18 protein-coding genes are annotated in these 24,413 nt (G+C 72.1%); 2 read left to right on the top strand and 16 right to left on the bottom strand.

The window, feature by feature from the left end:
* Positions 1-130: 130 nt before the first annotated feature.
* The 16 genes from ACIA8K_RS16535 to ACIA8K_RS16460 form a co-directional block, all read right to left on the bottom strand.
* Positions 131-823 carry a hypothetical protein gene (locus ACIA8K_RS16535; protein ID WP_396059979.1) on the bottom strand — a complete coding sequence of 231 codons (693 nt, stop codon included), beginning with the start codon at positions 821-823 and terminating at the stop codon, positions 131-133.
* Complete coding sequence (locus tag ACIA8K_RS16530; RefSeq protein WP_396059551.1) at positions 820-1,785, bottom strand: NAD-dependent epimerase/dehydratase family protein; 966 nt, start codon at positions 1,783-1,785, stop codon at positions 820-822. The genes ACIA8K_RS16535 and ACIA8K_RS16530 overlap by 4 nt, the downstream gene beginning before the upstream one ends.
* A complete protein-coding gene (locus tag ACIA8K_RS16525) occupies positions 1,782-3,104 on the bottom strand; it encodes a nucleotide sugar dehydrogenase (RefSeq protein ID WP_396059549.1) in 1,323 nt (440 codons plus the stop codon). The genes ACIA8K_RS16530 and ACIA8K_RS16525 overlap by 4 nt, the downstream gene beginning before the upstream one ends.
* A 30-nt stretch (positions 3,105-3,134) precedes the next feature.
* Positions 3,135-4,205, bottom strand: coding sequence for an endo alpha-1,4 polygalactosaminidase (locus ACIA8K_RS16520; RefSeq protein WP_396059547.1), 1,071 nt, complete (start codon positions 4,203-4,205; stop codon positions 3,135-3,137).
* The gene (locus tag ACIA8K_RS16515) at positions 4,202-5,089 is read right to left on the bottom strand and encodes an NAD-dependent epimerase/dehydratase family protein (RefSeq protein ID WP_396059545.1); all 888 of its coding nucleotides are present in this window, start codon (positions 5,087-5,089) and stop codon (positions 4,202-4,204) included. Before ACIA8K_RS16515 ends, ACIA8K_RS16520 begins: the two co-directional genes overlap by 4 nt.
* Positions 5,086-5,865, bottom strand: coding sequence for a sugar phosphate nucleotidyltransferase (locus ACIA8K_RS16510; RefSeq protein WP_396059543.1), 780 nt, complete (start codon positions 5,863-5,865; stop codon positions 5,086-5,088). The genes ACIA8K_RS16515 and ACIA8K_RS16510 overlap by 4 nt, the downstream gene beginning before the upstream one ends.
* A 32-nt stretch (positions 5,866-5,897) precedes the next feature.
* On the bottom strand, positions 5,898-7,439 hold the full coding sequence (locus ACIA8K_RS16505; RefSeq protein ID WP_396059541.1) for a hypothetical protein: 1,542 nt from the start codon (positions 7,437-7,439) through the stop codon (positions 5,898-5,900).
* Positions 7,436-9,247: a GT4 family glycosyltransferase PelF gene (gene pelF / locus ACIA8K_RS16500; protein WP_396059539.1), complete on the bottom strand. Its 1,812-nt coding sequence runs from the start codon at positions 9,245-9,247 to the stop codon at positions 7,436-7,438. Before pelF ends, ACIA8K_RS16505 begins: the two co-directional genes overlap by 4 nt.
* A gap of 27 nt (positions 9,248-9,274) precedes the next feature.
* The gene (locus tag ACIA8K_RS16495) at positions 9,275-11,419 is read right to left on the bottom strand and encodes a hypothetical protein (protein WP_396059537.1); all 2,145 of its coding nucleotides are present in this window, start codon (positions 11,417-11,419) and stop codon (positions 9,275-9,277) included.
* A gap of 764 nt (positions 11,420-12,183) precedes the next feature.
* Complete coding sequence (locus tag ACIA8K_RS16490; RefSeq protein WP_396059535.1) at positions 12,184-12,912, bottom strand: FHA domain-containing protein; 729 nt, start codon at positions 12,910-12,912, stop codon at positions 12,184-12,186.
* Positions 12,913-12,914: 2 nt separating this feature from the next.
* Positions 12,915-14,246 (bottom strand): VWA domain-containing protein, encoded by a 1,332-nt coding sequence (locus ACIA8K_RS16485; protein ID WP_396059533.1) that lies wholly within the window; start codon positions 14,244-14,246, stop codon positions 12,915-12,917.
* A complete protein-coding gene (locus ACIA8K_RS16480; protein WP_396059531.1) occupies positions 14,246-15,682 on the bottom strand; it encodes a PP2C family protein-serine/threonine phosphatase in 1,437 nt (478 codons plus the stop codon). The genes ACIA8K_RS16485 and ACIA8K_RS16480 overlap by 1 nt, the downstream gene beginning before the upstream one ends.
* Positions 15,679-17,982 carry a tetratricopeptide repeat protein gene (locus ACIA8K_RS16475; protein ID WP_396059529.1) on the bottom strand — a complete coding sequence of 768 codons (2,304 nt, stop codon included), beginning with the start codon at positions 17,980-17,982 and terminating at the stop codon, positions 15,679-15,681. The genes ACIA8K_RS16480 and ACIA8K_RS16475 overlap by 4 nt, the downstream gene beginning before the upstream one ends.
* On the bottom strand, positions 17,982-19,232 hold the full coding sequence (locus tag ACIA8K_RS16470) for a hypothetical protein (protein WP_396059527.1): 1,251 nt from the start codon (positions 19,230-19,232) through the stop codon (positions 17,982-17,984). Before ACIA8K_RS16470 ends, ACIA8K_RS16475 begins: the two co-directional genes overlap by 1 nt.
* 1 nt (position 19,233) lies before the next feature.
* Entirely contained in the window at positions 19,234-20,220 is a 987-nt protein-coding gene (locus ACIA8K_RS16465; RefSeq protein WP_396059525.1) for a glutamate ABC transporter substrate-binding protein, read from the bottom strand.
* A complete protein-coding gene (locus tag ACIA8K_RS16460) occupies positions 20,217-21,566 on the bottom strand; it encodes a hypothetical protein (RefSeq protein WP_396059523.1) in 1,350 nt (449 codons plus the stop codon). The genes ACIA8K_RS16465 and ACIA8K_RS16460 overlap by 4 nt, the downstream gene beginning before the upstream one ends.
* 169 nt (positions 21,567-21,735) lie before the next feature.
* On the opposite strand from ACIA8K_RS16460, the gene ACIA8K_RS16455 reads away from it, so the two are divergent.
* Together ACIA8K_RS16455 and ACIA8K_RS16450 are read left to right on the top strand one after the other, a co-directional pair.
* Positions 21,736-22,731 carry a LacI family DNA-binding transcriptional regulator gene (locus ACIA8K_RS16455; protein ID WP_396059521.1) on the top strand — a complete coding sequence of 332 codons (996 nt, stop codon included), beginning with the start codon at positions 21,736-21,738 and terminating at the stop codon, positions 22,729-22,731.
* Positions 22,732-22,960: 229 nt separating this feature from the next.
* Positions 22,961-24,391, top strand: coding sequence for an MFS transporter (locus ACIA8K_RS16450; RefSeq protein WP_396059519.1), 1,431 nt, complete (start codon positions 22,961-22,963; stop codon positions 24,389-24,391).
* Positions 24,392-24,413 lie beyond the last annotated feature (22 nt).

Genomic DNA, 24,413 nt, shown 5'->3' with positions numbered 1-24,413 from the left:
GGTTTTGGGTGTCTGGCCGCGCCCCCCGCGGGTGGGCCCGAAACCGCTGCTCCGGGCCCCCCCCCCCCCCCCGCCCCCCCGGGGGGGGGGGGGGGGGGGGCGGGGGCGGCCCCCCCGCCCCCCGACTGCGCTACACGCGGCCCAGTGCCCGGTCGCTCACCACGCACTGCATGCCGAACTGGCGGGCCCGCCGCATGGCGAAGTCCGTCAGGCCCGGTGTGTCCGCGTAGTCCAGGGCGATCAGGTCCAACTCCAGTTGCAGGAGCTGTTCCGCGATCTGGGCGTGGAACTCGAGCGTGTCGGCCGGCCAGGGTGCGTAGCCCTCGTCGGTCCAGCGGGCCGAGAAGGATTCGAAGACCACGCCGTCGACGATCTCGGCCATCCGGGGGAGCATGCCGAAGCCGCGGTTCGCCAGGAGGTAGGCGGGCTGGGCCTCCTCGCGGATCGCGCCGACCAGGGTGAGCAGGTGGGGCACGTCCTCGGGGTACGTAAGCTCAACGTTGAGCGTATCCAGGAACAGGCCGTGGAAGCCCTGTGCGATGGCGGCCTTTGCCTGCCCGACCACGTGCTCGACCCACGCGGGATGCCCGACGTGGACGAACGCGCCGCCCCAGTCCGGGTTGCGCTCCTGACGCTGCCAGGGGGCCGGCGGGCCGGTGTCCTCGGACAGGGACAGGTAGCCGAGCGTCTGCACGCCCTGATCGGCCAGGTAGGTGAGTTCGGCGGGCTTGTAGAAGTCGGGCTGCAGCACCACGCGCGGGTACTCGGCCAGCTCGATGAGCTTGCCGTTGCCGTAGTAGAAGCAGATCGGGCCCTTGCTCATCTCGGCCACCCGTGCTCCTTGTACCACGCGAACGTGGTCCGGACGCCCTCCTCCAGGGGCACGGTCGGCTCGTACCCGGTGAGGGATCGCAGCAGTGTCAGGTCGGGGCAGCGGCGCGCGACCGAGCCGGCGGGCGCGTCGGACGGCGCGAGTGTGGCGGAGGTACCGGCGATGCGGAGGAGCAGTTTGGCGAGGTCGCCGATGTTTGTCTCCTCGCGGTCGTTCCCGATGTGGACGATCTGACCGGAGGCCGCGGGGGTGGACATCAGCAGCAGGATCGCGGACACCGCGTCGTCCACGTGGCAGAAGGCCCGGAACTGGTCCGCGCCCGGCACCGCGAACGGGTCGGACCCGTTCAGCGCCCTGAGCGACATCTCCGGAATGACGTGGTCGGCGCCCATCCGCGGCCCGTAGACGTTGTGGAAGCGGCCCACCACGGCGTCGAAACCGCGCGCCCGCGACGTGTGGATGAAGGCGGCCTCGCCGAGCAGCTTGCTGACCGCGTACGCGAAGCGCGGCGCCGTCACGTCAGAGATCTGCGCCGGAATGTTCTCCGGCGTCGGCACCGGCACGATCCCGGCGTCCACGCCGCCGGCGTAGACCTCGCTTGTCGACGCGAAGAACACCCGCGAACCCGGCGCCACCCAGTCGAGCAGGTGCATCGCGGAGAGGGTGTTCACCCGTACCACCCGGGCCGGGTCCTTCTCCACGTTGCGCACGCCGACGACGGCCGCGAGCAGGAAGATCTGGTCCCAGCCCTCGGCGGGCAGCGCGGCCCACACGGCCGGGTCGGTGAGATCGCCCGAGATGAGGTCGATCGAGGGCCGCAGCTCGTCCAGGAACGCGTCCTGCCGGCCCCGGGAGAAGTCGTCCACGATTGTCACCTCGTGACCCTGGGAGACGAGCCGCCGGGCCAGGTGCAGTCCGATGAAACCCGCACCACCGAGGAGAAGCGCCCTCATGCGGACACCGCCGCGGACGAGGCGGAGAAGGCCGGCAGGTAGCCCAGGCCCGCGTACCGGATGCCGGCCTCGTGCACCGCGGCCTCGTCAAGCACCCGCCACGAGTCGTAGATGAACGCCGGCTTGGCGCCCCCGAGGATCTCCGGGATCTGGATGGCCCGGTAGTCCGGGTGGTCGTTGATGATCAGCACCGCGTCCGCGTCGGAGAACGCCTTGTCGAGCGAGACCGGCTCGCCGCCGTACTGCCGGATCACGTCGTCGCTGACAAGCGGGTCGTGCCCGATCACGGTGATGCCCGCTGCGGAGAACACCCGCATCATCGTCGCGATCGGCGTGCCGCGCATGTCGTCCGTGGCCGGCCAGCCCTTGTAGGCCCAGCCCAGCACCGCGAGTCGTGCGCCGAGCGTGCGCCCACGCGCCGATTTGAGCATCTTGACGATCGTCTCGCCCACGTGGATCGGCAGGTACTCGTTGAGCTCGCGCGCCTTGCCGACCAGGAACGGCGGCCGGTCGCCCGCGGAGTCGATCAGGATGTACGGGTCCTTGGACAGGCATCCGCCGCCGACGTAGCCAGGCTTCGCGATGTCCGGCCGGGGGTAGTCCACGTTCGTCGCGCGGATCACCTCGAGCGGGTCCAGCCCGTGCCGCTCCGCGATCAGCGCGACCTCGTTGCCGAACGAGTAGATCAGGTCGGTGTGGCAGTTGTTTGTCAGCTTGACCAGCTCCGCCGTCTCCAGACTCGACACCGTCTGGATCGTGTGCGCCAGCCCGGAGAAGAACTCCACGCCCGCTTCCAAACTTGAAGAGTCCAGCCCGCCGATCACCTGCGGCAGCTCGACAAGCTCGCGCAGCGCCTGGCCCTGGATGGTCCGCTCCGGCGCCATCACCAGCTTGACGTCGTCGCCCCACGCGGCCTGCAACTCCGGCAGCACCACGTTGCGCGAGGTGCCGACCGGCACCGTGCTGCGCACCACGACGAGCGTGCCGGGCGCGCAGGTGGCGGCGACCGCACGGGCGGCCGAGGCCAGGTTGGCCAGGTTCGGCCGGCGGGTGATGTCGTCCACAGGCGTGGACACGCTGATCACCGCGACCTCGACGTCCGCGGGCAGTTCGGTGCCGACGAAGATGCCGGAGCCGATCCGGTTCGCGAAGATCTCCTCGATGCCGGGCTCGAAGATGTGCGGGCGGCCGCGGGACAGCGAGTCCAGGATCGCCGGCGACACGTCCGCGCCGTACACGGTGAAGCCCTTCTCGGCGAGGGCGGCGGTAAGGGTGAGGCCCACGTAGCCGAGGCCCACGACCCCGATCTTGCTTGGCATTGCGCTGTGCTCCTCTCGGATGGTGAACGGTCAGCCGCAGATCGCGGCGGGCCGGTCGAGATCGCGAACGGTGACCGTGCCGGCGAAGCGTTCGTCCCGGTACTTCCGGCAAGCGGTCGAGACCGCGTCCTTGCGGACCGCGTAGTCGACGGCGAGCACGAACTTGCCCGCGTCGCGCAGGGCCCGGGTGTTGTCCAGGTTCTCGGTGCACCAGTCCTCGGTGCACGCCTCGTCGGTGGCCAGGTAGAACAGCTCTTCCATCGCGATCCCGTCGATGGCGGCCGTGTATCCGGGGTGCTCGCGCAGCTCCGGTGAGTTCTGCGGGACGATCAGGAAGCCGGGCCTCTTCGCCTTCGCGTACTGGCTGATCCTGACGATCAGCTTGGTCATCTCCGCGCCGAGCGCGTCCCGGTCCTTGCCCTGTGCCGCGCCGAGGTCGATCTCCTCGTAGGCGAGCGGCGTGTCCAGGTAGACGCCGTCGAACCCGGCCGCGATCGCCTGGTCCACCCGGCCTTGGATCACGCGCTCCCACCAGCGCGGATCCCAGTACCTGACGAAATACTCGCCCGGCCAGTCGCCCCACTCGTTCGCGAAGATCTCCGGGGCGTCCTTGCGCAGCCCCGGGTACTCCGGCCGGAAGTCCTCCAGGCTGCCGATCTCGAAGTAGGACAGCACCCGTTTCCCGGTCTTCTGCACCGCGCCGATCTCGTCGGCCCGGAAGAAGTCGCTGTGCGCGTCCCTTGCAAGATCCACAACCACGAGTTGGTACGGCCCGGAGGCCAGCTGCGCGAGCCCGTCCGACGGATAGTCCTGCAGCTGGTACGCCCAGGTGGTGATCTTCCCGGGCGGCCGCACCGGTGTCACCGGAGACGGCGCCGCGGAAGACCCCGACGGCGACGGCGACGGAAACAGTGACGGCACCGGCCCCGGCGAGGCGGTCGCCGACGGGCCCGGTGGAACAGCGGATGGAGACTCCTGCGCCACCGGCGGGGCGGTGTGGGGACCCTCGGCAACGAGCCCCCACACCCCGGCCACGACCAGCACCAGGACCACGGCCAGGGCCACGATCCACCGGCGCCGGCGCCACCATGCCTGATTCACCGGCGCTCCCCGGCGTTCCAGACATCCTTGATGGTCAATTCCAACTCCCTCATCGGCGTCCAGCCCAGCTCGTCCCGGGCCCGGCTGATGTCCGCGCGGATCCAGCCCACAGTCGCGGACCGGGACGGCCCGGACCCGGCCTCCCGGATCGTGCCAGTCCACCCCGCCTCGGCCGCAAGCAGCGCGACCGCCTCGCGTGCGGTCACCGCCCGCCCGCTGCCCGCGTTGTAGACCCGGCTCGGCACGTGCGCCGCAAGCACGATCGTCCCGACCAGCGAGGCCAGGTCCCGCACGTCGACGAAGTCGCGGTACGCGCCGAGCGGCCCGAGCTGGATCTCGTCCACCCCGTCCCGCAGGGCCGCCCTGATCCGGGCGGCGGCGCGGCCGAGCAGCGTCTCCTCGCTCATGCCGGGCCCGATCGGGTTGAACACGCGCAGCGTCACCGCGTCCAGCCCGTCCGCGATGGTGAACAGCCGGGTGCCGGCCACGTGGCTGACGCCGTAGGCGCCGACCGGCACCAGCGCGTCGTCCTCGTGTACGGACCGGCCGGGCGCGACCACGCCGTACTCGCCGGCCGAGCCCATCCGCACCAGCCGTGCCCGCGGTGCCGCCTCGGCCGCGGCCTCAAGCAGCTTCGCCGCCACAAGCGTGTTGCCTTCCAGCAGGTCGGTGGCGGTGCCGCCGAGCGCGCCCACGCAGCTGACGATGACGTCCGGCGCGGTCCGGCGCAGCAGCGCGGTGAGCGCGTCCACATCGCCCGCGATCAGGTCGTGCTGGGCGCGGCCGGGCGTGAGCACCTCGCCGACGCGCGGATCCTCGGCCAGCGCGGCCCGCACGTGCCCGCCGATGAAGCCGGACGCCCCGAAGAGGAGAACCCTCGTCACACCGGCTCACCCACCGCGGGCGCGACGGGCACGGCGGTCACGGCCGGCGAGACCGGCACCGGCAGCGGCTCGCGCAGCAGGATCGGCTTGAGCTCCGCGAAGTTGCGGTTCGCCTCGTCGTAGTCCTCGGGACGGCCGATGTCCAGCCAGAAGCCGCCGAACGGGTACGTCGCCGCGTGCTCGCCCCGGTCCAGCAGGTCAAGCACGAGCTGGTCGAACCCGAACGGCAGCCCCGGCGGGTACGGCGCGAGGGCCTTCCGGGACATCCCGTAGACGCCCATGCTCACCGAGTACGTAAGCGACGGCTTCTCCCGGAACCCGGTGATCCGCCCCTCCGCCACGTCAAGCACGCCGAAGTCGATCCGGTGCACCCGCTCGGACGTGGCCACTGTCAGTTTCGCCCCGGAGACCGCGTGCGTACGCAGCAGGTCGCCGTAGTCCAGGTCGGTGAGGATGTCGCCGTTCATCACCAGGAACTCGTCGGGCAGGCTGTCCTTCAGCCCGAACAGCGGGCCGACGGTGCTGAGCGGCTTGTCCTCCTCCACGTAGTCGATGGACAGTCCCCAGTGACTGCCGTCGCCCACGAACGCCCGGATCAGCGGGCCCAGATGGTTGATCGCCAGGGTCACCGAGGTGAACCCGCACGACGAGAGCTGATCCAGCACGATCTGCAGGATCGAGTGGCTGTCCCCGATGGGCATCAGGGGTTTCGGCAGGGCCGTCGTGTACGGCCGAAGCCGTACACCCTTGCCCCCCGCCAGGATCACCGCGTGCATCCGTACCTCCCCACGGTCGGTTGAGCTACGACTTACCGGTAGTGCCGGGCCTGCCCGATGACCGGGACCAGGCCTGCGGCGAAGAGCCCGATCAGCAGCAACACGCTGACCAGGTAGAGCGAGGTGTCCAGGACCGGGCCGGCGTGCAGCAGCGCGGCGAGCGCCAGGTGCAGCGCGATGGCGGCGGTCATGGTCACGCAGAGCCAGCCGAAGCGCCCGCGCCCGGCCAGCAGGAATGCCAGGTAGTACGCGCCGGCCAGCGCCACGTGCGCGGCCGTCATCAGCGCGCCGGCCGGGGTGAGCAGCCCGGCCAGCCGCAGCCCGGCCAGGAGCAGCAGTGCGAGCACGGCCGGCGCGGCGAGGCAGGACAGCACCTCACGCACGATCGACCGCCACACGCCTGTCACGAAGTCGGACGGCCGGTGCACGCGGCGGGTGAGCGCCACGGTCTCGGCCCAGAACAGGTTGGCCCGCCACTCCACGAACCCCATCGACAGGATCAGGGGTACGGCCGCGACCGCGATGTCCAGCCGGCCGAGCAGGTACGGCGCCTCCGCGTGGAACAGCAGCGCGGCCGAGGCCAGGCCGTAGCCGGTGACGCCGATCAGGGCGGCCCGCTCCGGCCGCAGCGATGCGAGTAGCGGCGGCTCCGGCGTGGTGGGCGCCTCGTCGTCCTCGCGGCGGGTGGTAGCCATCAGCCCGAACGCGTACGCGGCCGCCACGCCGAGCACCGTCACCGCGACCGAGGCCAGCCGCAGCTCCGCACCGCCGGCGACCAGGTAGACCGCGCCGACCAGGAACGCGGGCACCATGGACAGGCCAAGCCACAGCTCACGGCGGTAGAAGACCAAAAGCGTGGAGGCCATCTGGTACGCGAGCTGGCCGGCCATCATCACGACCAGCTCCGGCCCGCCGCCCCAGCCGGTCGCAACTACCGCGCCGAGCAGCAGGCCCAGCGGCGGCCCGATGATCGAGGCCCAGAACAGCAGGCGGGCGGCCGAGCGCTCCCGGCCCAGGCCGAGCATGCGGTACGCCGCGTGCGCGGCCGTCCCGGACAGCACCCAGCCGAGCGTGCCGGCCGCGACCAGCCCGATGACGAGCGCGCGCAGCCCGACCACGGCGAGCACGGCCGGGAACGCGGCGGACGGCAGCACGTAGAGCGGCCCGTGCGCCAGGATCCGCAGCGCGTCCTTGCGCCCCTGGGTGAGCGTGCCACGGTTCGGCGGCTCGTCCGGGACGACAGGCGACGGCGGCCCCATCCGCCGGTAGACCTCGATGGCGAGCGCGAACACGTCCGTGTAGCCGTACTCGACGCGGGCCGCGCGGTCGGTGTGCCCGTCCGACTCCAGCAGCGCCGCCACCTGCAGCGTGTCGATCGCCTTGCCGAGCTTCGGCCGTACCTTCTCCACCAGGTCGTCCACCGGGTCGGTGGAGATCTTCGGCAGCAGGACAGTGATGTCCGTGGCGGTGGCCTCGGTGTCGGCGGCCGCGCGGGCCGCGGCCATGATGCCGCCGCCCTGCTGCCGGCGCTTGCGCTTCGGGCTCGCGTCGTCGACGTCGCTGGAGAGCGTCATCGCACCTCACCGCCGAGCGCTGTGGTGTCGCCGGAGTCGAGGTCGGCGTCGGATATCCGCGGCAGCACTGTGGTCTCGTCGACCGGCTCGGGGCGCGGGCGGATCACCATCGTCGCGTCGGTGCTGCCGGTCGTCTCCACTGTCTCGTCGACCACCGCGGACACCGGCACCGGCGGCAGCGGCGGCCACGCCGGGCGTACCCCCGGATCTCGTCGTGGCACCGCGGCCATGCCCTTGCGGGGCCGCTGCTTCGGGATCGGCGCCACGCCGGGGCGGGTGCGCTTCTCCGGCACGATCACCCGGCCCTGGGCCTGCCCGCGAAGGTGGCGCGGGGCCGCGGTCTGCCCGTCCGGCTGGGCCAGGCCCTCGTAGACGTTGCGGTACGCCTCAAGCGAGCGGCGCAGCGTGAAGTGCTCAAGCACCCGCGCCCGGGCCGCCGCGCCGAGCCGCAGCCGGCGCTCCTTGTCCTGGAGCAGCGCGATGCAGGCCTCCGCGACGGCGGCGAAGTCGCGGGGCGCGACCACTATGCCGGTCTCCTCGACCGCCTCGGAGACGCCGCCCACGTTCGTGCAGACCGTCGGGCGCCCGCACGCCATGGCCTCCACCACCGTGTACGGGAACCCCTCGGAGATGCTTGTGAGCGCCACGATGTTGCCCGCGTGGTACGCCTCGACCGCGTTGCCGACCCGGCCCTCAAGGGTGGCGCAGTCGGTAAGCCCGAGCTCGTCGATCAGCTCCTGGCAGCTCTGGTGGTAGATCCGGTTCGCCACCGGGGTACCGCCGAAGATCCGCAGTCGCGCGTTCGGGATCTCCTTGCGGACCAGCGCGAACGCGCGGATCAGCGTGTGCAGGTCCTTGAGCGGGTCGACCCGGCCCATGAACGAGATGGTCGGCAGCTCCGGCTCGCCTGTCGCGGCCGGGAACTCGTCCGGCTCGACGCCGTTGTACATGGTCCACATGCGGTCCGGGTCCGCGCCGTTGTGCAGCTGCCAGCGCCGGTTGTAGGCGGAGTGCGGCGCCAGCACGTCGGAGATCAGGTAGGCCGCGCCCGCGAGCGACCGGAAGAAGCTGAGCACAAGCACCCGGACCGCGTGCGGCGCGCCGTCGTGCAGGTAGGCGATGTAGCGCTCGCGCAGGTAGATGCCGTGCTCGGACATCACGATCGGCGTGCCGTACGCCCACTTCGACGCCATGCCGACAAGCGTGGCCAGGCCGTTCATCGAGGAGTGCACGATGTCCGCCTTGACCGGGGGAGCGGACAGCGGGCGCATCATGTGCGAGATGAGCCAGGCCGCCTCGAGCGCGTCCGCGACAGTCGGGGCCGGCGCGTGCTCGTCGACGCGCAGCGCGTGCCAGGCCTCGAGCATCATGTCCAGCGACTCGTTTGACAGCAGCGCCGCGCTGAGGTCGCCGCCGTCGCTCGCGTACTCGAACATGCCGCGCAGCGCCAGCAGGAACATGCTGCGGTTGACCGCGCCCTCCTCCGAGCGGGTCGACTCAAGCGGGGTGACTAGCGCGCGCAGGAACACCTCGTACGACTCGACGAACCCGGCGCCGGGCCGGTGGACCGGTGCCAGGGCCCTGCTCAGCGAGCGGCGGCGCTCCGGCCGCGCGCCCCACAGCGGGATGTTGTGCACCCGGTCCAGGTTCTCCGGGTAGGCGAACGCCGGCTTCTCGGTGCCGTCGACGGTGAGCGCGACGACCTCCCACCGGTAGTCCGGGATGCCGCGGATGAGCTGCTCGCACCAGACGCTGACGCCCCCCATGGCGTACGGGTACGTGCCTTCCGATACCAGCGCGACTCTCATCCGCGGCCCCCTTGTGCTTTCGGTGCTTTACAGCCGCGCTGCGGCGGCGATGACGACAGGCGTGCCGTTGGCCGCCACCGTGACCGGCGCGGTGACCGCGCTGCCGTAGGTGGTGGCGCCGGTGACAGTGGATGCCGCGCCGCCGACCTGAAGCGTCCCGGCCTGGGTCGAGCTGACCGTGATGGTCCCGGCGAACCTGTCGTAGATCGCCGTCGCGCCGGCCAGCGCCTTGAAGTGGCTGTTCCGGGCGTCGGTGTAGGACGCGATCTGGGTCCACGACGAGTTGATCAGCGGCACGTTGAACGTGGCGTCGAACTTGTCCATCACCGCGTCCGTCCAGTCGGTGACAAGCGTGTTGCCGCTGCCGTAGTCACGCACGTTCGCGATGTGGAACGTGTGCGAGTAGATCGAGCCGTCGGCCACGTGCTGGAAGCCGATCGAGCCGCCCTCGTAGTCGAGGATCTGCTGGTACGTCCGGTTCGACGGCCAGTACGGGAACAGCCCGCCCGGTCCGTAGAACGCGTTGTAGAAGTGCGTCTCCTCGGCCGGCGTGGTGGTGTGGTACGCGATGTTCGTCGGCCAGTCCGGCACGATGCCGATAGCGCTCTTCAACGGGTGCCTGATGTTGGTGTTGAAGTTCGTCGGCTTGTGGCTGTTGAACGACATGTTGCCGTGCAGGTGGGTGACGCCCGCCGCGGCGGCCGCGTCAAGCAGCGCCTGGTTCGACGCGGCGAGGCCGTGGTCGGTCGGCGGGCCGGTGTCGTTGTTCGGGTCGTCGTTGTAGACGCCGAGCCCGGAGTACTCAGGGGTCTTCAGCACCGACACCGGCACGCTCAGCCCGATGCCCGCGCCCGCGGTCAGGTTGCCCTGGATCTCGGCGAGCGAGTCGTTGTAGTTCGTGAAGTTCAGCTCCGGGTGGTTCACCGTGTGGTTCACCCAGCGGAAGCTGTCCTTCAGGCACTTCGTGGTCGAGGTGAGCGTGGTGGAGTCGCCGTCGATGCAGGCGTTGCCGGCGAACGGGTCGATGTCACCACCGTTGTACGCCAGGTTGTACGTGAAGTTCGGCGAGCTCGGGTGGTCGGTGCGCAGCGCGGTCTGCTTCGCGGCCAGGTTGATCGTGTCGTGGCCGCTGACGTAGAAGCCCGGCGTGTACTCGATCGTGCCGTCGTCGTGGTAGTGGTCCGCGCTGTTGAACCAGTCGTCGATGTCGACGTTCAGGTGGTGCTTGCGCTCGCCGAAAAAGATGCCCTTGGTGGTCCACTCGAACAGGCCGTAGACCAGCAGGTCGGACTGGATCAGGTTGACGTTCGAGGTGAACGTCAGCGCGATCTTCTGCCGGCCGCCCGAGTCGACCTTGACCGCGAGCGCGTTGCCGCTCGAGTCCTGCAGCAGCTTCTCCGCGCCGCAGTTCGCCGTGACTGTGGTGCGGTACACGTAGGACTGCTGGATCGGGATGGTCGCCGTCGACTTCAGGTAGTCGAAGACGCCCGCGCCCGCCGTGGTGAGCGTGGCCGGCAGCACCGTGTCACCGACGCTGACATCGCCCGCACTGGTCAGGCAGTAGTTCTCCGGCCAGGTGCCGTAGCTGGTGTAGAGCGCGGCCTGGCGCACGCCGAAGTTCAGCTCGTACGACCAGAGGATGTTCCACTCGGTGGAGTCCAGCGCGGAGACGTAGTTGGCGCCCTGCGGGACCAGCAGCATGCTGTTCGTCAGCAGGATCGCGTTGTACTTGCCGATGCCGCCGCTGACAAGCGTGCTTGTGGTGATCGGGGTGCTCGCGGCGTACAGCACGTCGTAGGTCGCGCCGACCCGGTCGAGCGTCGCCTTCCAGGTGGGCACGCCGAAGTCGGCGCTGTCCGTGGCGATGATCAGTGCACGCACCGCGACCTGGTCGTTGATGGCCTCGGCCGCGAACGCCTTCTGCGCCGACTTCGGCGTGACGACGGGGACGCTGCCGGTCCGCACCGGCAGCGGGCCGGGGACCTGGAAGGCCGGTGTGTCGACCTGGCCGTATCCGGCGACGGCCGGCGGCTGAGCGCCGGGGGAGGCCGGCGCGGCCGGGAGCTGTGCGCTGCCCGGCGTCTGCGCGCCGAGCACGACCGCTAGTGCGGTCACCCCGGCGAGTGCGATTCGCGCCGCGGCATGGCGGCGTGCGGGTCCGGTGAGGACCATCTGGTGAACCTCCGATGAGGAGCCGAGTGGTTGAGTCCATCCAGGACTTCCGGCCTGGCCGGGGCCCCAGGACGGCGGTGCCCGGCGAGAACAATGGAGAACGCTAGCAATGATCGCAAGCACCCTCTGGCCACCTGCAGAACGCGGATTGCGCATTGACGCGGAACTGCCGGAGTGCTAGTCGAATCAGGCTGGAAAATCGTTTGCAGCCATTGAGATCAATTCCGCTCCCCTGTGGACACGAGGGTTGTTCACGGTCCTGACGTGGGGTTTTCCGGGGGTGCGCGTAACCAGCAGTTGACACTCCGGACATGAGCGTTGTGCAAATCCACCGGGCGCGGGCGTGGCGGACCATATCCGCCGAACGATGAAAGATCGCTACTCAGAGCGTTCGTCGTAGCCGCACGGAGTGACGAAAACGGCCATCCGGGTCGCCAACCTCAACCCTATGGGGGAGGCGTGACTCATCCGTTCGGTCAGGTGGACCGCGGTGCGCGCGAATCGGGCGCTACCGGGGCTGACCATCCCATGTGGAGCAGTTGGGGCCGCTGCACCAAACGGGACGGCCGCTTCCCGCGACATCCGCTCTGACCTCGGACGTCGCGGGAAGCGGCAGGGAATGGGAGCTCGAATTTGAATACGGGCTACTGTCGGGAATTCACCGCACAGTCGCCCAATGGCGAGCGATCTCGCAATGGTGGTTCAATTCCGCAGAAACCTGCCGTCAGATATCCGGCTTTTCCCGCCGGGCGGCCGGGGGAGCGCTATTGTGCCTCCCTCACGGTCAGCGATGTCCACGCTCCAAGGTAGACACGGTCTCCCGGCCGCAGTGGCACCGGCGTCTCCGCCGGAATGGCCGCACTGGCCGGATCGTTGACGTATGTCCCGTTGGCGGAGCCGAGGTCCACGATGGACCATTTTCCGCCCTCGTTCAACAGCAGCGCATGCGTGTGCGAGACGCCCGGGTCCTCCGGCGCGGCCGCCAGGTCGATGTCCGGGTGTACGCCGCGCGAACGGCTGAGCCTGCCGATCAGCAGCTTCTCCCCGGTCAGCGGGAACCGGCGCTCCGCGGCGAACCGGGGGAACGTCATGCCGCCCGAGTCCTCACCGCCCTGTGCGATGACGCCGTCGAAGTACGCCCTGTCCGGGCCGACCACAACCTCGAGGCCGGCGGCCGGCGGCTCGGGCGCGGACTCCGTACCCACGGTGGGGGTGGCCTGTGAATCCGGCAGGGCTGCCGGCGGTGTCACAGGCGGCGCGAGCAGGAAGTCGTAGCCGTCCTCCTCGCAGAACCGGCCCGCCTTGGGCGTGCCGCACACCGGGCAGAGCGTTCCCTCGGCCGCGGGAACCGTTCCCGCCGATGGCAATCCCGCCGGCTGCGTGGCCTCCATCGACGGCGCCGGCGCAGGCCTCGACGCCCCGCCCATCGGCGCCCCGCAGGTGTCGCAGTAGTCAAGCGTCGCGGACTCGTGCCCCTTCGGGCAGCTGGCCATCGTCAGCTCTCCTTCTGCCGCTGCACGCGGACCGTCTTCGTCGACCGGACGTTGATGATCTCGGTGTTCTCGTCCGCCGTGCGCCGCTTCAGCCGTACCGTGCCGGCCTTGGCGTCCTCCACCTCGACCACGCGGGCCAGCAGCTTCGCGGTGTCGGTGTGGCCGGTCTCCTCGGCCAGCTGCACCGCCCGCCCGAGCTTCGCGGTAGCGGTCTCCTCGTCGCCGGCGTCGCGCGCCTTCAGCCCTTCCTGGATCGCCGAGGCCAGCTCCGCCTGCCCGGTGTAGGCCGCCACCCGCTTGTTAATCTTCGTGGAGCGTGCCTCGTCGTCCGTCCACTTCGCCAGAATCAGCTTCTCGGTCAGCACCTGCCCGTTGCTCACCAGGCTCACCCGGCCCGCGAGCACCTCCTCGCCGACCGCGTCCGGCTCCACGTCCACGGTGATGTGATAGTCGCGGCCCTCCGCGCCCCACGCGCCGGTCGGGTACTCGCCGATCCGCGCGCTTACCTCCACCCGCCGCGCCGTCAGGTCCTCCACCTGCGGGAACACCTGCTTCACGGACCGGATCACCGAGTTCGCCGGCGTCCATAGCCGCAGCGACACGTCAGCGACCGTCTTGCCCTGCGCGGCCCGCGTCATCGCCGCGAACGCGCCGGCCAGCTCGTCCGGGCTCTCCAGGCCGTCCGCGGTGCCGAGCAGCGCCGACGAGATCAGCCGCAGCTCCTCCGCGACCCAGCCGTGCCCGACGCCGCGCGCGTCACAGATGAACTTCCCCTCGCACGCGGCCAGCACCTTCTCCAGCTGCTCGCGCGTCTCGTGCTGATTCTCGCCGTCGGTGAGCAGGATCGCGTGCTTGATCTCCGCGGTGGTGCTCGCGAACACGAAGTTCGCCAGGTCAAGCCAGCGGCCGATCGCGGTGCCACCGTTCGCCCACAGCAGGTGCACCGCGTGCCGCGCCTCGTCCCGGGTCCGCCGGTCCGCGACGACCGTGCCCGGCTGCGGCGGATAGACCATTGTCGCCGCGCCGTTACCCGCGATCACCGCGAACGGCGTGCCGTCCGGAAGCGCGTCGATCGCGGTCTGGGTCGCCTTCTTCGCCTCGGTCATCTTGGTCGCGGGCGCGGCCATCGAACCGGACACGTCCACGATGATGATCTGCGCGGTCCGCGTGCCGGAGGCCGCCCCGGTGCTCTGTGCGCCGGTGTCCGATGCGTTCCCCGGCCCGCCGGTCGCGGTCACGGTGAGGATCGCGTCCACAGTCCTGCCACCCTCGGGCAGATACTCGTTCTGGTCCACCTCCGCCTCGAACTGCGGCTGGGCGTTGCTGCTGGCCATCACGCGCTCCTCTCTGTGCTGCCGGTCGCTGCGCGGCGTGTCCCCGGGCTGCGTCTCTCTGCGCTGCGTGTCTCTGCGCTGCGTGTCTCTGCGCTGCGTGTCTCTGCGCTGCGTGTCTCTGCGCTGCCGGACTCAGCGCTGTCTGGCTCCGGGCTGTCTGTGTTCGGGCCGGCGGTGACGGGCAGGATCGCCACCGCGATGTTGTCGTGGCCGCCTGCGCGGATCGCCGTCGCGGTCAGCTCCGCGGCCAGCCGCAACGGCGTGACGCCGTCGTGCCGGGCCACCTCGGCCGCCAGGTCCGCGGCCGTCGGAAGGTAGTGCGACAGCCCGTCCGTGCAGACGATCACCAGCCCCGGCCGCGCCGGCCGGAACGAGATCACCTGCGCCTCCACCTCCCCGGAATCCGCGCCCAGCCAGCGCACCAGCGCGAGCGACTCCGGATCCGCGTCCTGCAGCCCGTCCGGCACCCGCCGCCCGGCCGCATGGATCGCCGCGAGCGAGTCGTCCACGGTCAACTGCTGCGCATCCCCGTCCGCGCCCACCCAGTAGGCGCGGCTGTCCCCGATCCACCCCACGGTCACGCCGTCCGCCGCCACCACCGCGGAGACGTAGGTACAGCCCGGCGGCGAATCCCCGTCCTCGGCCCGCCCGGTCCCGGCGGCCGCCTTCGCCGCGTCCGCGGCCGCGCGCACCGTCGCGGCAGCGACCGAGTGGGGTGTGGTCGCGGTGGCCGCGTGTGGTGTGGTCGCGGTGGCCGCGTGTGGTGTGGTCGCGGTGGCCGCGTGTGGTGTGGTCGCGGTGGCGGCCGAGTGAGGTGTCGCGGTGACGGCGGAGTGAGGTGCGGCCGCGGTGGTCGCAGCGTGGTGCGGTGTCGCGCGGGAATCACCGGTGCTGCCCGCAAGCGCTCCCAGCAGCGCGATCATGCCGGCTTCGGCCGCAACTGTGGAGGCCGCGTCCGCGCGCCGGGCCGTCGAGATCCCGTCGCAGACCACTGCCACCCGCGCGTCACCGGCCCGCCCGATCGCCACCGCATCCTCGTTGTGTCGCCGCCGCGCCTTGTCGGTCACCGCCGCGATGCCGTCCAACTCCAGCTCCGCCCGGTCCCGCGCCGCGCTCAGCCGCCGCCCGCACTCATTGCACCAGCCGTTGTCCGCATCTCCTACCGCACCGCACGCCGCGCATTTCCCACCGGACTCACGAGCCGAAACCCATTCACAATCCTCCGCGGGTACGCCGTCGCCGCCCGACGCCGCCGCACGAGGCAGAGAGCCCGCACCGTCACGATCCGGCCTCCCCGCCTCCGCACCGCCCGCGGCGGGCGGTACCGGGCGCGGAGCCGGGAGCGCGCCGGTCAGCAGGTTGCGTCCGCACACCTCGCAGAAGACCGCGTCGTCGTAGGCCTCGCCGTGCTCCGGGCAGGCCGGGGCGGCGCTCACACCAGCGTCCTCGGGCGGACCGCGTTTGCCCGGTCGACAAGCGCGTACCGCTCCTCGCGGGTGCGCGCGTGCTGTGCCAGCATCCGGTAGGTGCGCTCCAGCCCGAACCGCACGCCCCGCTCGGTCAGGTCATTGCCGAGAATCTGCTGTCCCGTGCCACCAGCCGGACCCGTGCCACCAGCCGCGGCCGTGCTGCCCGCCGGGCGCGTGCCGCCCGCGGCGCCCGCGCCGGCCAGCCAGTTGAGTGCGGTCTCCAGCAGCTCCGCGGCGAGCCGGGACTGCCGTTCCGTGTCCAGGGTCAGCCGTTCCAGCCGCCGGGCCGCGCCGATCAGGTCGTCGACCGGCCCGCCGCCCACGGCCGTGCCCGCGATCCCGGCCCGGGTCGCCGCGACCTGTGCGGTCAGGTACTGCGCGGAGCTCTCCGGCACCTGGTCCAGCACGGTGAGCGCACCCGCCCGGTCGCCGGTCGCCAGCCGGAGCCGGGCCAGGCCGAACGCGGCGCTGAGGAAGCCCCGGTCGACCGCCCACACGCGCGCGTAGTGTGCGGCCGCCGCCTCGGTGTCGCCTGCGCACTCGCACGCGGCGGCCAGCGCCAGCCGGGCGGCGCGCTCGCCGGGCAGCTCGTGGTAGACCGCCTCGAACGCGGTCCGGGCCGTCTCCGTGTCGCCGCCGGCCAGCGCGGCCAGCCCGCGGTGCCAGTCGACGCGCCAGTCGAGCGGGTCCTCCTCGGCCAGCGCGTCCAGGTCCGCGCCCGCGGTCTCCAGGTCACCGGCCTCGATGTGCGCGCGGACCAGCCGGAACGCGACCTCGGGGCTGGTCACCGGCGCGGCGGTCAGCGCGGCGACCACCTCGGCCGGGGCGCCGGAGCCGAGCGAGGCGAGGAAGCCCGCGCCCGGATCCAGCACGTCGACGAGCGGTGTGGGCAGCGCGGCCGCGACCTCGCGCGGGTCGACGCCGCCCTCGCCGGTCACCACCTCGCCTGCCGCGGTGCCGAACGTGCGCCGCTCCGGCGTGAACCGCAGCGACGTGCTCGGCCGGGGCATGCCGTCGCCGGCGGCCAGCACCTCGCGCAGCACGCCGAGCAGCTGCTCGCTGAACTCGCTCGCGGATCCGAACCGCCGGTCCGCCTCGGGGTGGGTGGCGCGTTCCAGCACGCGCAGGAACGAGTCGTGCCGGGCGAGCAGCGGCGCCTCGGCCGGTGTCGGCAGCCGGGTCGCGTACGTGCTCGTGAAGCCCTTGAAACCGAGCGCCATGACGGCGAGCGTGCGGCCGACCGTGTAGAGGTCGGAGGCGACGGACGGGCCCTCGTCCGCGATCTCCGGCGCCTGGTAGCCGGGCGTGCCGTAGATCGCGGACTCCTCGTCGGACAGGTGCCGGACCGCGCCCAGGTCGATGAGTTTCAGCTGCTCCTCGGCCTGGATCACGTTGTCCGGCTTGAAGTCGCAGAAGAGCAGGTCCCGGCCGTGCAGGTAGTCGAGCGCGGGCAGGATCTCCACGCCGTAGGCGATCACCTCGGCCAGCGGCATACCTGCCTCACCGCCTGTGTCGCGCCGGGACACCAGCAGGTCCCGCAGCGAGCTGCCGCCGACGTACTCCATCACGATGTAGCCGACCTGCTCGCCGGTCTTCGCGTCCGGGTGCTGCACGAAGTCGTGGATCTTGACGATGTTCGGGTGGTCGATCTCGACGAGGTAGCGGCGCTCGGTCACGGCCGCGGCGGCCGCGTCCGGGTCGGCCGTGTTGATCAGGCCCTTCAGCACCACCCAGCGGTCGGACACCGAGTCCGAGACGTTCCGGTCCCGGGCCAGGTAGATCCAGCCCAGGCCGCCGTACGCGAGCGCGCCAAGCACCTCGTAGCGGTCGTGGACCACGTCGCCGGCCGCCAGCCGGGGCAGGAACGAGAACGCGGTGCCGCAGTGCGGGCAGAAGCCCTCGGTGCGGCCCGGTCTGCCGTCGCGCCCGCGCCCGACCGGCTTCTCGCAGCTGGTGCAGAACCGCTTCGGCTCGGCCACCACCGGATCGGTCATCACCGCGGTGGCCGGGTCGCGAAGGGGGACGCGCGGGATCTCGACCAGGCCGGCGCCGAGCCGCCCCCGGCCGGTGCCGGTGCGCCCGGACCGCGAGCCGCGGGTGCGCCCGCTGCCGGTCCGCGCCGATCCCCGCGTACCCACCGTGGCGTTTGTGGCTTGTGGTGCTTGTGGTGCCTGTGCCTCCGGCGGGGCCTTGCGGCCGCACTCGTCGCAGTAGCCGTCCGGGCCGTAGCTGCCGGGACAGCCGGGACGCAGGCAGAGCGCGCTCATCACAGAGGCTCCCCTCGAGGAGGTTCGTTGTTCCAGGCCGGTATGCCTGTCGGTTCGGGGCCGGCGCCGGAGAGCGCCCGCTGGTAGGCCATCACGGCCCGGGTCGCGGCCGGGAGGTCGCACGGCGACGTGTAGAGCAGCGTCTCCGCCGCCTCGTGAAGCGTGGCCGCGTGCCCGTCCTCGAGCAGGCCGAGCCGCGCCGCCTTCGCCCGGTACGCGGTCAGCCGCCCGCGCAGCTCGGTGCGCCGGCGCAGCAGGCCGTCCGCGGCCTCGTGCAGGTGCCCGGCCCGTTCCAGCGCCGCTGCCGCACCCCGCTCCGCCGCCTCAAGCTCCTCGCCGAGCCTCGGCCAGCGGCCCTCCCGCTGGATCTCCGCGATCTGGCGCAGGTGCGCGCGCAGCGACTCGGCCGCGTGCGGCGCCTCCGGCAGGCCCGGGGCCAGGATCTTCTCGTGCACGGTGGCGAAGACCGCGGCGGCGCGCTCCTCAGCGGCCGCGACGCCGTCGACGTCCCGGCCGAGGCGGGCCAGCCGTTCCGGGAAGCCGTCGCGCAACCGGGCCAGTCCGGCCAGTCCGGCGACGATCCGGTTGACCTCCTCGGCCAGTTCGCGAAGCCGGGCCGCGGCCTGCCAGTCGTTGCCGGCGCCGCCGAGCGGGTCGGAGAGCGCGGTCAGGTGCTCCTCGGCGAGCCGTGCCTCCACGTCAGCGAGCCCGGCGTGCGCACCGCCGGTGTCGCCGAGCCCGGACGCGGTGGCCCGGGCCCGGTCGAGCGCTGTGGTAAGCGGCGCGAGGCGCTCGGAGATCGCGACCCGCGCGGCCTCGACCTGCATGCACACGGCCTGGACCTGCGCGGTCTGCTCCTCCAGGCCGTTCGCGAGCGCGGGAAGCGTCAGCACCGGCGGGCCCGCGTCGAGCACCATGCCGTCCGGGCCGACCGGCACGGCGGGCTCGCGGAGCATCGCGGTGAGCGCGCGAAGCTCGGCCGGGTTCGGGCGGTTCCCGGCGGCGGCGCGCGCCTCCCGGGCCCGGTCCAGACGGGCGCCGAGCGCGGCGAACTGGGACCACAGCACGCCGACCCGGTGCAGCGTCTCGGTGGCGGTCCGCGCGGTACGCCCGGTCAGCCCGGTCCGGCGCAGTGCGGCCAGGCCCTTGTGGTTGTCGAGCCAGTACATGGCCGCGGAGATCCGGTCGTGCGCGGCGGTGAGGCCGACAAGCGCGGCGTCGGCCTCGTCCCGGCCCATCGGCGTGGTCACGTCAGTCCTGGTACCGGGCGGCCGGCGGCGCGGGCGTGTCGGTGTTCAGCGCTGCCAGCCAGGTACGGTGCAGACTGGTCCAGGTGCCGTCCGCGCGGACCCTCTCCAGCACGCCGTTGACGAACCGGACCAGGTCCGCGTTCTCCTTCTTGATCGCGATCCCGTACGGCTCGTCGGTGAACGCCGCGCCCACCACCTCGGTGTTCGGGTCCTGGGCGGCGAGCCCGGCCAGGATGCTGTCGTCGGTGGAGACCGCCTCGACCTGGTTCTGCTGCAGCATCACCAGGCAGTCGGTCCAGCCCGCGACCGCGACCGGGACCGGCCTGGCGGGGTCCGAGGCGATGTTCCGGATCGAGGTGCTGCCCGAGGCGGCGCACACCTTCTTCCCGGCCAGGTCCGCGATGCCGGTGATTCCGGAGCCGCGGAGCACGAGCACCCGCTGCCCGGCCGTGAAGTACTCGCTTGAGAAGCTGACCTGCTGCCAGCGCTCACAGTTCATCGTCATCGTCTCGACCACCAGGTCGACCTCGCCGTTGCGGACCGCGTCGATCCGGGTGGCCGAGGTGACGGTCTTGAACTGGATGCGGTTCTCGTCGCCGAAGATCGCCTTGGCCACCTGCTTGGCGATGTCGATGTCGAAGCCGGTCAGCTCGCCGGTAAGCGGGTCCCGGAACCCGAACCGGTAGCTGTTCTGGTCCACGCCCGCGATCAGCTTGCCGCGCGCCTGGATCGCGGCGAGCGTGCCACCGGCAGGCATGCGGTTCGCAGCAGGCAGCGCGGCGGGCGGGCGGAGGCTGGCCCGCGGGTCGCAGTCCTGACCGCCGGCCGGGGGAGCGGACGGGCTGGGCGCCGGGTCCTGCGCGCCGACCGGCAGCGGCGCACCCGCGCCGACCCGCACGTCCGGCAGCCCGGCGTTCCCGGTGCCGCACCCGGCAAGCGCGACGGTGAGCAGCAGCGAGCCAAGCACCAGGCCTCGGCGTCTCTTCATCGGAACTCCGCCCTTCGTCGCTGCACTCCGATCGCGATACCGGCGATCATGATCACGGTCAGCGCGCCCGCGCCCAGGTCCGCGAAGCGCAGCGCGCCGCCCGCCGCGTCGGCCTTCGCGGCGAACACGGCACTGTCGGCCTTGATTGCGGCGTCGAGCCCGCCATCAAGCGCGGCGAACCGGGTGGCCGCCTCGCCGAGCGTGACCTCGACCGCGCCTGTGTAGTCGCCGCCGTCGTCCTTGGCCCGCACGTCCCGGTGGGCGGCCAGCCAGGCCGTCGCCGCGTCGTCCGCGGACGTGAGCGGTGCGGAATCCGCGCCGGTGGCGTGCGCGCGGATCTCGTCGATTGAGCCGCCGTCCCGGGTGATGCCGTCAAGCACCTCCGCGTAGTGCGTCTCGAACGCGGCGCCGCCACCGCGCGCCACAAGCGTCAGCGCCTCGTCCGTACGGGCCTGCAGCGCCGCGATCCGTACCCGCGCCATCCTGTCGACCTGGTCCGAACCCTCGTCCCGGCCGGCGGCCAGGTTGATGCCGGCAGTGGTCGCGGAGACGCCAAGCCAGAGCGTGAGCAGGACGGCCGCGCCGGTCGCGACAAGCAGGCCGACGTTGAACACCCGGTTGGTCAGCCGGGCCAGCCGCCGCTGCACCACGACCAGCGCGGCGATCGCGGCCAGACACAGCAGCACGGCCAGCCACGGGACCGCGCCGCCGTCGTCGCGGGCATCGCGCAGTTCGCCCGCCGCGTCGTCGTAGACGCCCTGCGCGGCGGGCAGCAGCTCACCGCGCATCAGGCCGTTCGCCTCGCGCAGGTAGGCCGCGCCGACCGGCAGGCCCTGCCGGTTCAGGCTGCGCGCGGTCTCGATCAGCCCGGTGTAGACCGGCAGCCGGGAGTTGAGCACGGCCAGGTGCGCGGCGCCGTCACCGCCACCGCTGCCCAGGCCGGCGCCGAGCACTGTCAGCGCGCGGCCGGACTCGGCGATGTCCGCCTGGTAGCGGTCGCGAAGCACGGGCGGCTCGAGCCCGCCGGAGAGGAACGCGGACGCCGCCGTCGCGTCCGCGTCGGAGAGCGCGCGGTAGAGGTCCAGCGAGGCGACGGTAAGCGGGCCGTTCCGCTCGGCCAGCGCGTCGATGTGCGTGGCGCGCTGCCGGATGCCGGTGACCGCGGCGACGCCGGCCAGCAGCGCGAGCGCGACGAGCACCGTCATCCACAACGCGAGGCGGCCGGGCGTGTGCCGGAGACCCGCCGTCAGGCTGCCGCGGAGCGTCGGGGCCGGTGGCGCGGTGTCGCGCACCGCCGCGGCGCTTCGCGGCACCGGCGTGCGTACCGGGCTTTCGGTGGTCACCATCGCACCCCTCTGACCTTGGATCTTGTCCGTCCCACGGTAGATGGACAGGTCAACTGCGCACAGGTCCGGTGGATACGTCCCGGTTGAGCGAAACGTTTCGCCCTGTGCTCTTCGGCTGGCCAGTTTTGCGAGCTAAATTAGCAGAGGAACGTTTCGATCGGAGGTGTGGGTGACGACGTATAAGGACCTCCAGCGGCTGACCGGCCTGTCGTTGGCGACGATCTCCAAGCACTACAACGGGGGTACGGTGCTGCCCGCGAACCGCCGCGCGATCGAGGAGGCCGCCGCCCGGCTGGGCTTCCGGCCCAACGGCATCGCGCGCAACCTGCGGTTCGGCCGGTCCCGGACGGTCGGCGTGCTGCTCCCCGCGCTCACCGACGACTTCCACCTGACGATCATCGCGGGCGTGGAGCTCGCACTGCGCGACGCCGGCCTGAGCGTGCTTGTCGCGACCAGCCCCACCCCCGGCGCCGGCGCCGTCGACCTGCTGCTCGGCCGCATGGTCGAGGGCATCATCACGGTCCCGCCGGCCCACGACGCGCCCGCGCTGGCCCGCGCCGGCGCGGAGATCCCGGTCATCCAGCTCGACTGGGAGGCACCGGGCCTGGACACCGACCGCGTCTACCTGGACAACCTCGGCGCGGGCACGATGGCGGCCCGGCTGCTGCTCGACCACGGCCACCGGCGGATCGGCGCGGTCGGCGGCCCCACGGAGATCTCCACCGCCCGGGACCGGCTCGCCGGCTTCCGCGCGGAGCTGGACCGCGCCGGGATCACGCCCGAGGGCGAACTGCTCCGGACCGGGCCGGCCACGGTCGCGGGCGGCCAGGCCGCGATGCAGCGCATCCTCGCGGCGCGGGACCGGCCGACCGCGGTCTTCTGCGCCAGCCACCACCTGACGCTCGGCGCGCTGATCGCCCTCAACGACTCCGGGCTGCGACTCGGCCGGGACGTGTCCATGATCGGCTTCGACAACCGCGAGTTGGCGATGGCCACGCTTCCCCGGCTCAGCATCATCGAGCAGCCCACCCACGAGATCGCGGCGCGGGCGGCAGAGCTGCTGCTGGCCCGGCTGGCGGACCCCGGCGGCGATTCCGCGCCGGTGACAGTCACCGTCGACCCGGTCCTGGTCGCCGGCACCTCCGTGGCGCGTCTCGATGACTGAGCCCTCACCCACTCCGGACGCCGGCTCCCGCACCCCGCCGGTTCCCGGTGACGCTTTGCAGTCGGCAGTTCCGGGCGCCGCCCAGCGGCAGACCGTTCTCGGCGACGCCCTTCCGTCGACGGTGCCCGGCGAGGCCTTGCGGCCGGCCGTGCTCACGGCGCCGGGTGAAGGGGGCGGCCTTCCAGCGGGCGCTGTTGACCCGCCGGCTGACGCGCGTGGTGTGCCGACCGTGGAATCCCCGGCGCCGGCGGGCACGCGTGGTGTCCGGGCCGCGTTGGCAGCGCTCGCGCTCGGTGCGTTCGGGATCGGCGTCGCGGAGATGACCGTGACCGGGCTGCTCGGGAGCATCGCGGCGGACCTGAACGCGAGCGCGGCCAGCCTCGGCACCGCCATCTCGCTCTACGCGCTCGGCGTGGTCGTCGGCGCGCCGCTGATCACCATCGCGGGTGCGCGCGTGCCCCGGCACCGGCTGCTGCTCGGCACGTTGGTGCTGTTCATCGTGGGCAACACGGCCGCGCTGCTTGCCCCGAGCCTGATGCTGTTCGACGTGGCACGGTTCGTCGCGGGGCTGCCGCACGGCGCCTACCTGGCGCTCGCGGCCGCGACCGCGGCCTCGCTTGTGACGCGAGAGCGGCGGGGGAGGGCGACCGCGTTGGTCGGCGTCGGGCAGACGGTCGCCAGCATCCTGGGCGTGCCCCTGGCGATCTTCCTCGGTCAGGCCGTGAGCTGGCGTGCGTCGCTGGCACTCGCGGTCGTGATCTTCGTGGCGGCTTTCGCGGCGGTCTCCGCCTTCGTGCCGTCCGATCCAGGGCTGCCCGCACCAGCCCGGCGGTCACGGCAGGAAAGGTCGCGCGAAACGGCTGACACCTGCCGGTCGTCCTCGAACGCTGAACGCGGGCGGCCGGCTGCTGCGCGGCCGCAATCTCCTACCGGTCGCGCCCAGGGGACGGTGGGCAGGGTCTGGCCGTCGCTGGCGGGCCGGTCACGACGGTGGGGTGGGGCCGGAACTGCCGGACTGCTGCGGTCGGGGGATCTCTGGGCCGGGATCGCTGTGGCGGCGAGCGGCTTCGCGGGCCTGTACTGCGTGCTGAGCTTCATCGCGCCGATCACCACCGACGTCGCGGGGCTTCCGGCCGGGGCGACGCCGATCGTGTTGATGCTCTACGGCGCCGGTATGACAGTGGGCGCGCTGATCGGTGGTCGACTCGCCGACTGGAACGTCGGCCGGACCGTGCCGCTGGCCGGTGTCGCCGCCGGGGTGGTGCTGGCCGGCTTCGCGGGCGTGATGACGATGCCGTGGGCGCCGTTCGCCGGGGCGTTCGGGATCGGGCTGGTTCAGTTGATCATGTATCCGTCGCTGCAGCTGCGGTTGATGGACGCGGCGCCAGGTGCGCCCGCGGTGGCGGCGGCGCTCAACCAGTCCGCGCTCAACCTGGCGAACGTGGTCGGCACGTCGATCGGCGGCGTGGTTCTCGCGGCCGGGCTGGGCTATCCGGTCAACGGCTACGCGGGCGCGCTTGTCGCGGTGGCGGGCGCCGGGCTCGCGGTGCTGCTCAGACCCCGGCGGGCGGTGGTCGAGGAGATCGCCCATGTCCCCGACGGTGCTGTGGCGTCGGCCTCCGCCGCGCCCGAAGAAGCTCCCTCGCGTACCCGCGGATGATTTGGATCTTCAAGGTGACCTG

The organism is Catenuloplanes sp. NPDC051500 (genome assembly GCF_044454585.1).
Classification (GTDB): domain Bacteria; phylum Actinomycetota; class Actinomycetes; order Mycobacteriales; family Micromonosporaceae; genus Catenuloplanes.
The sequence above is the reverse complement of the archived record's forward strand: the minus strand, read 5'-3'. Positions and strand labels throughout refer to the sequence as shown.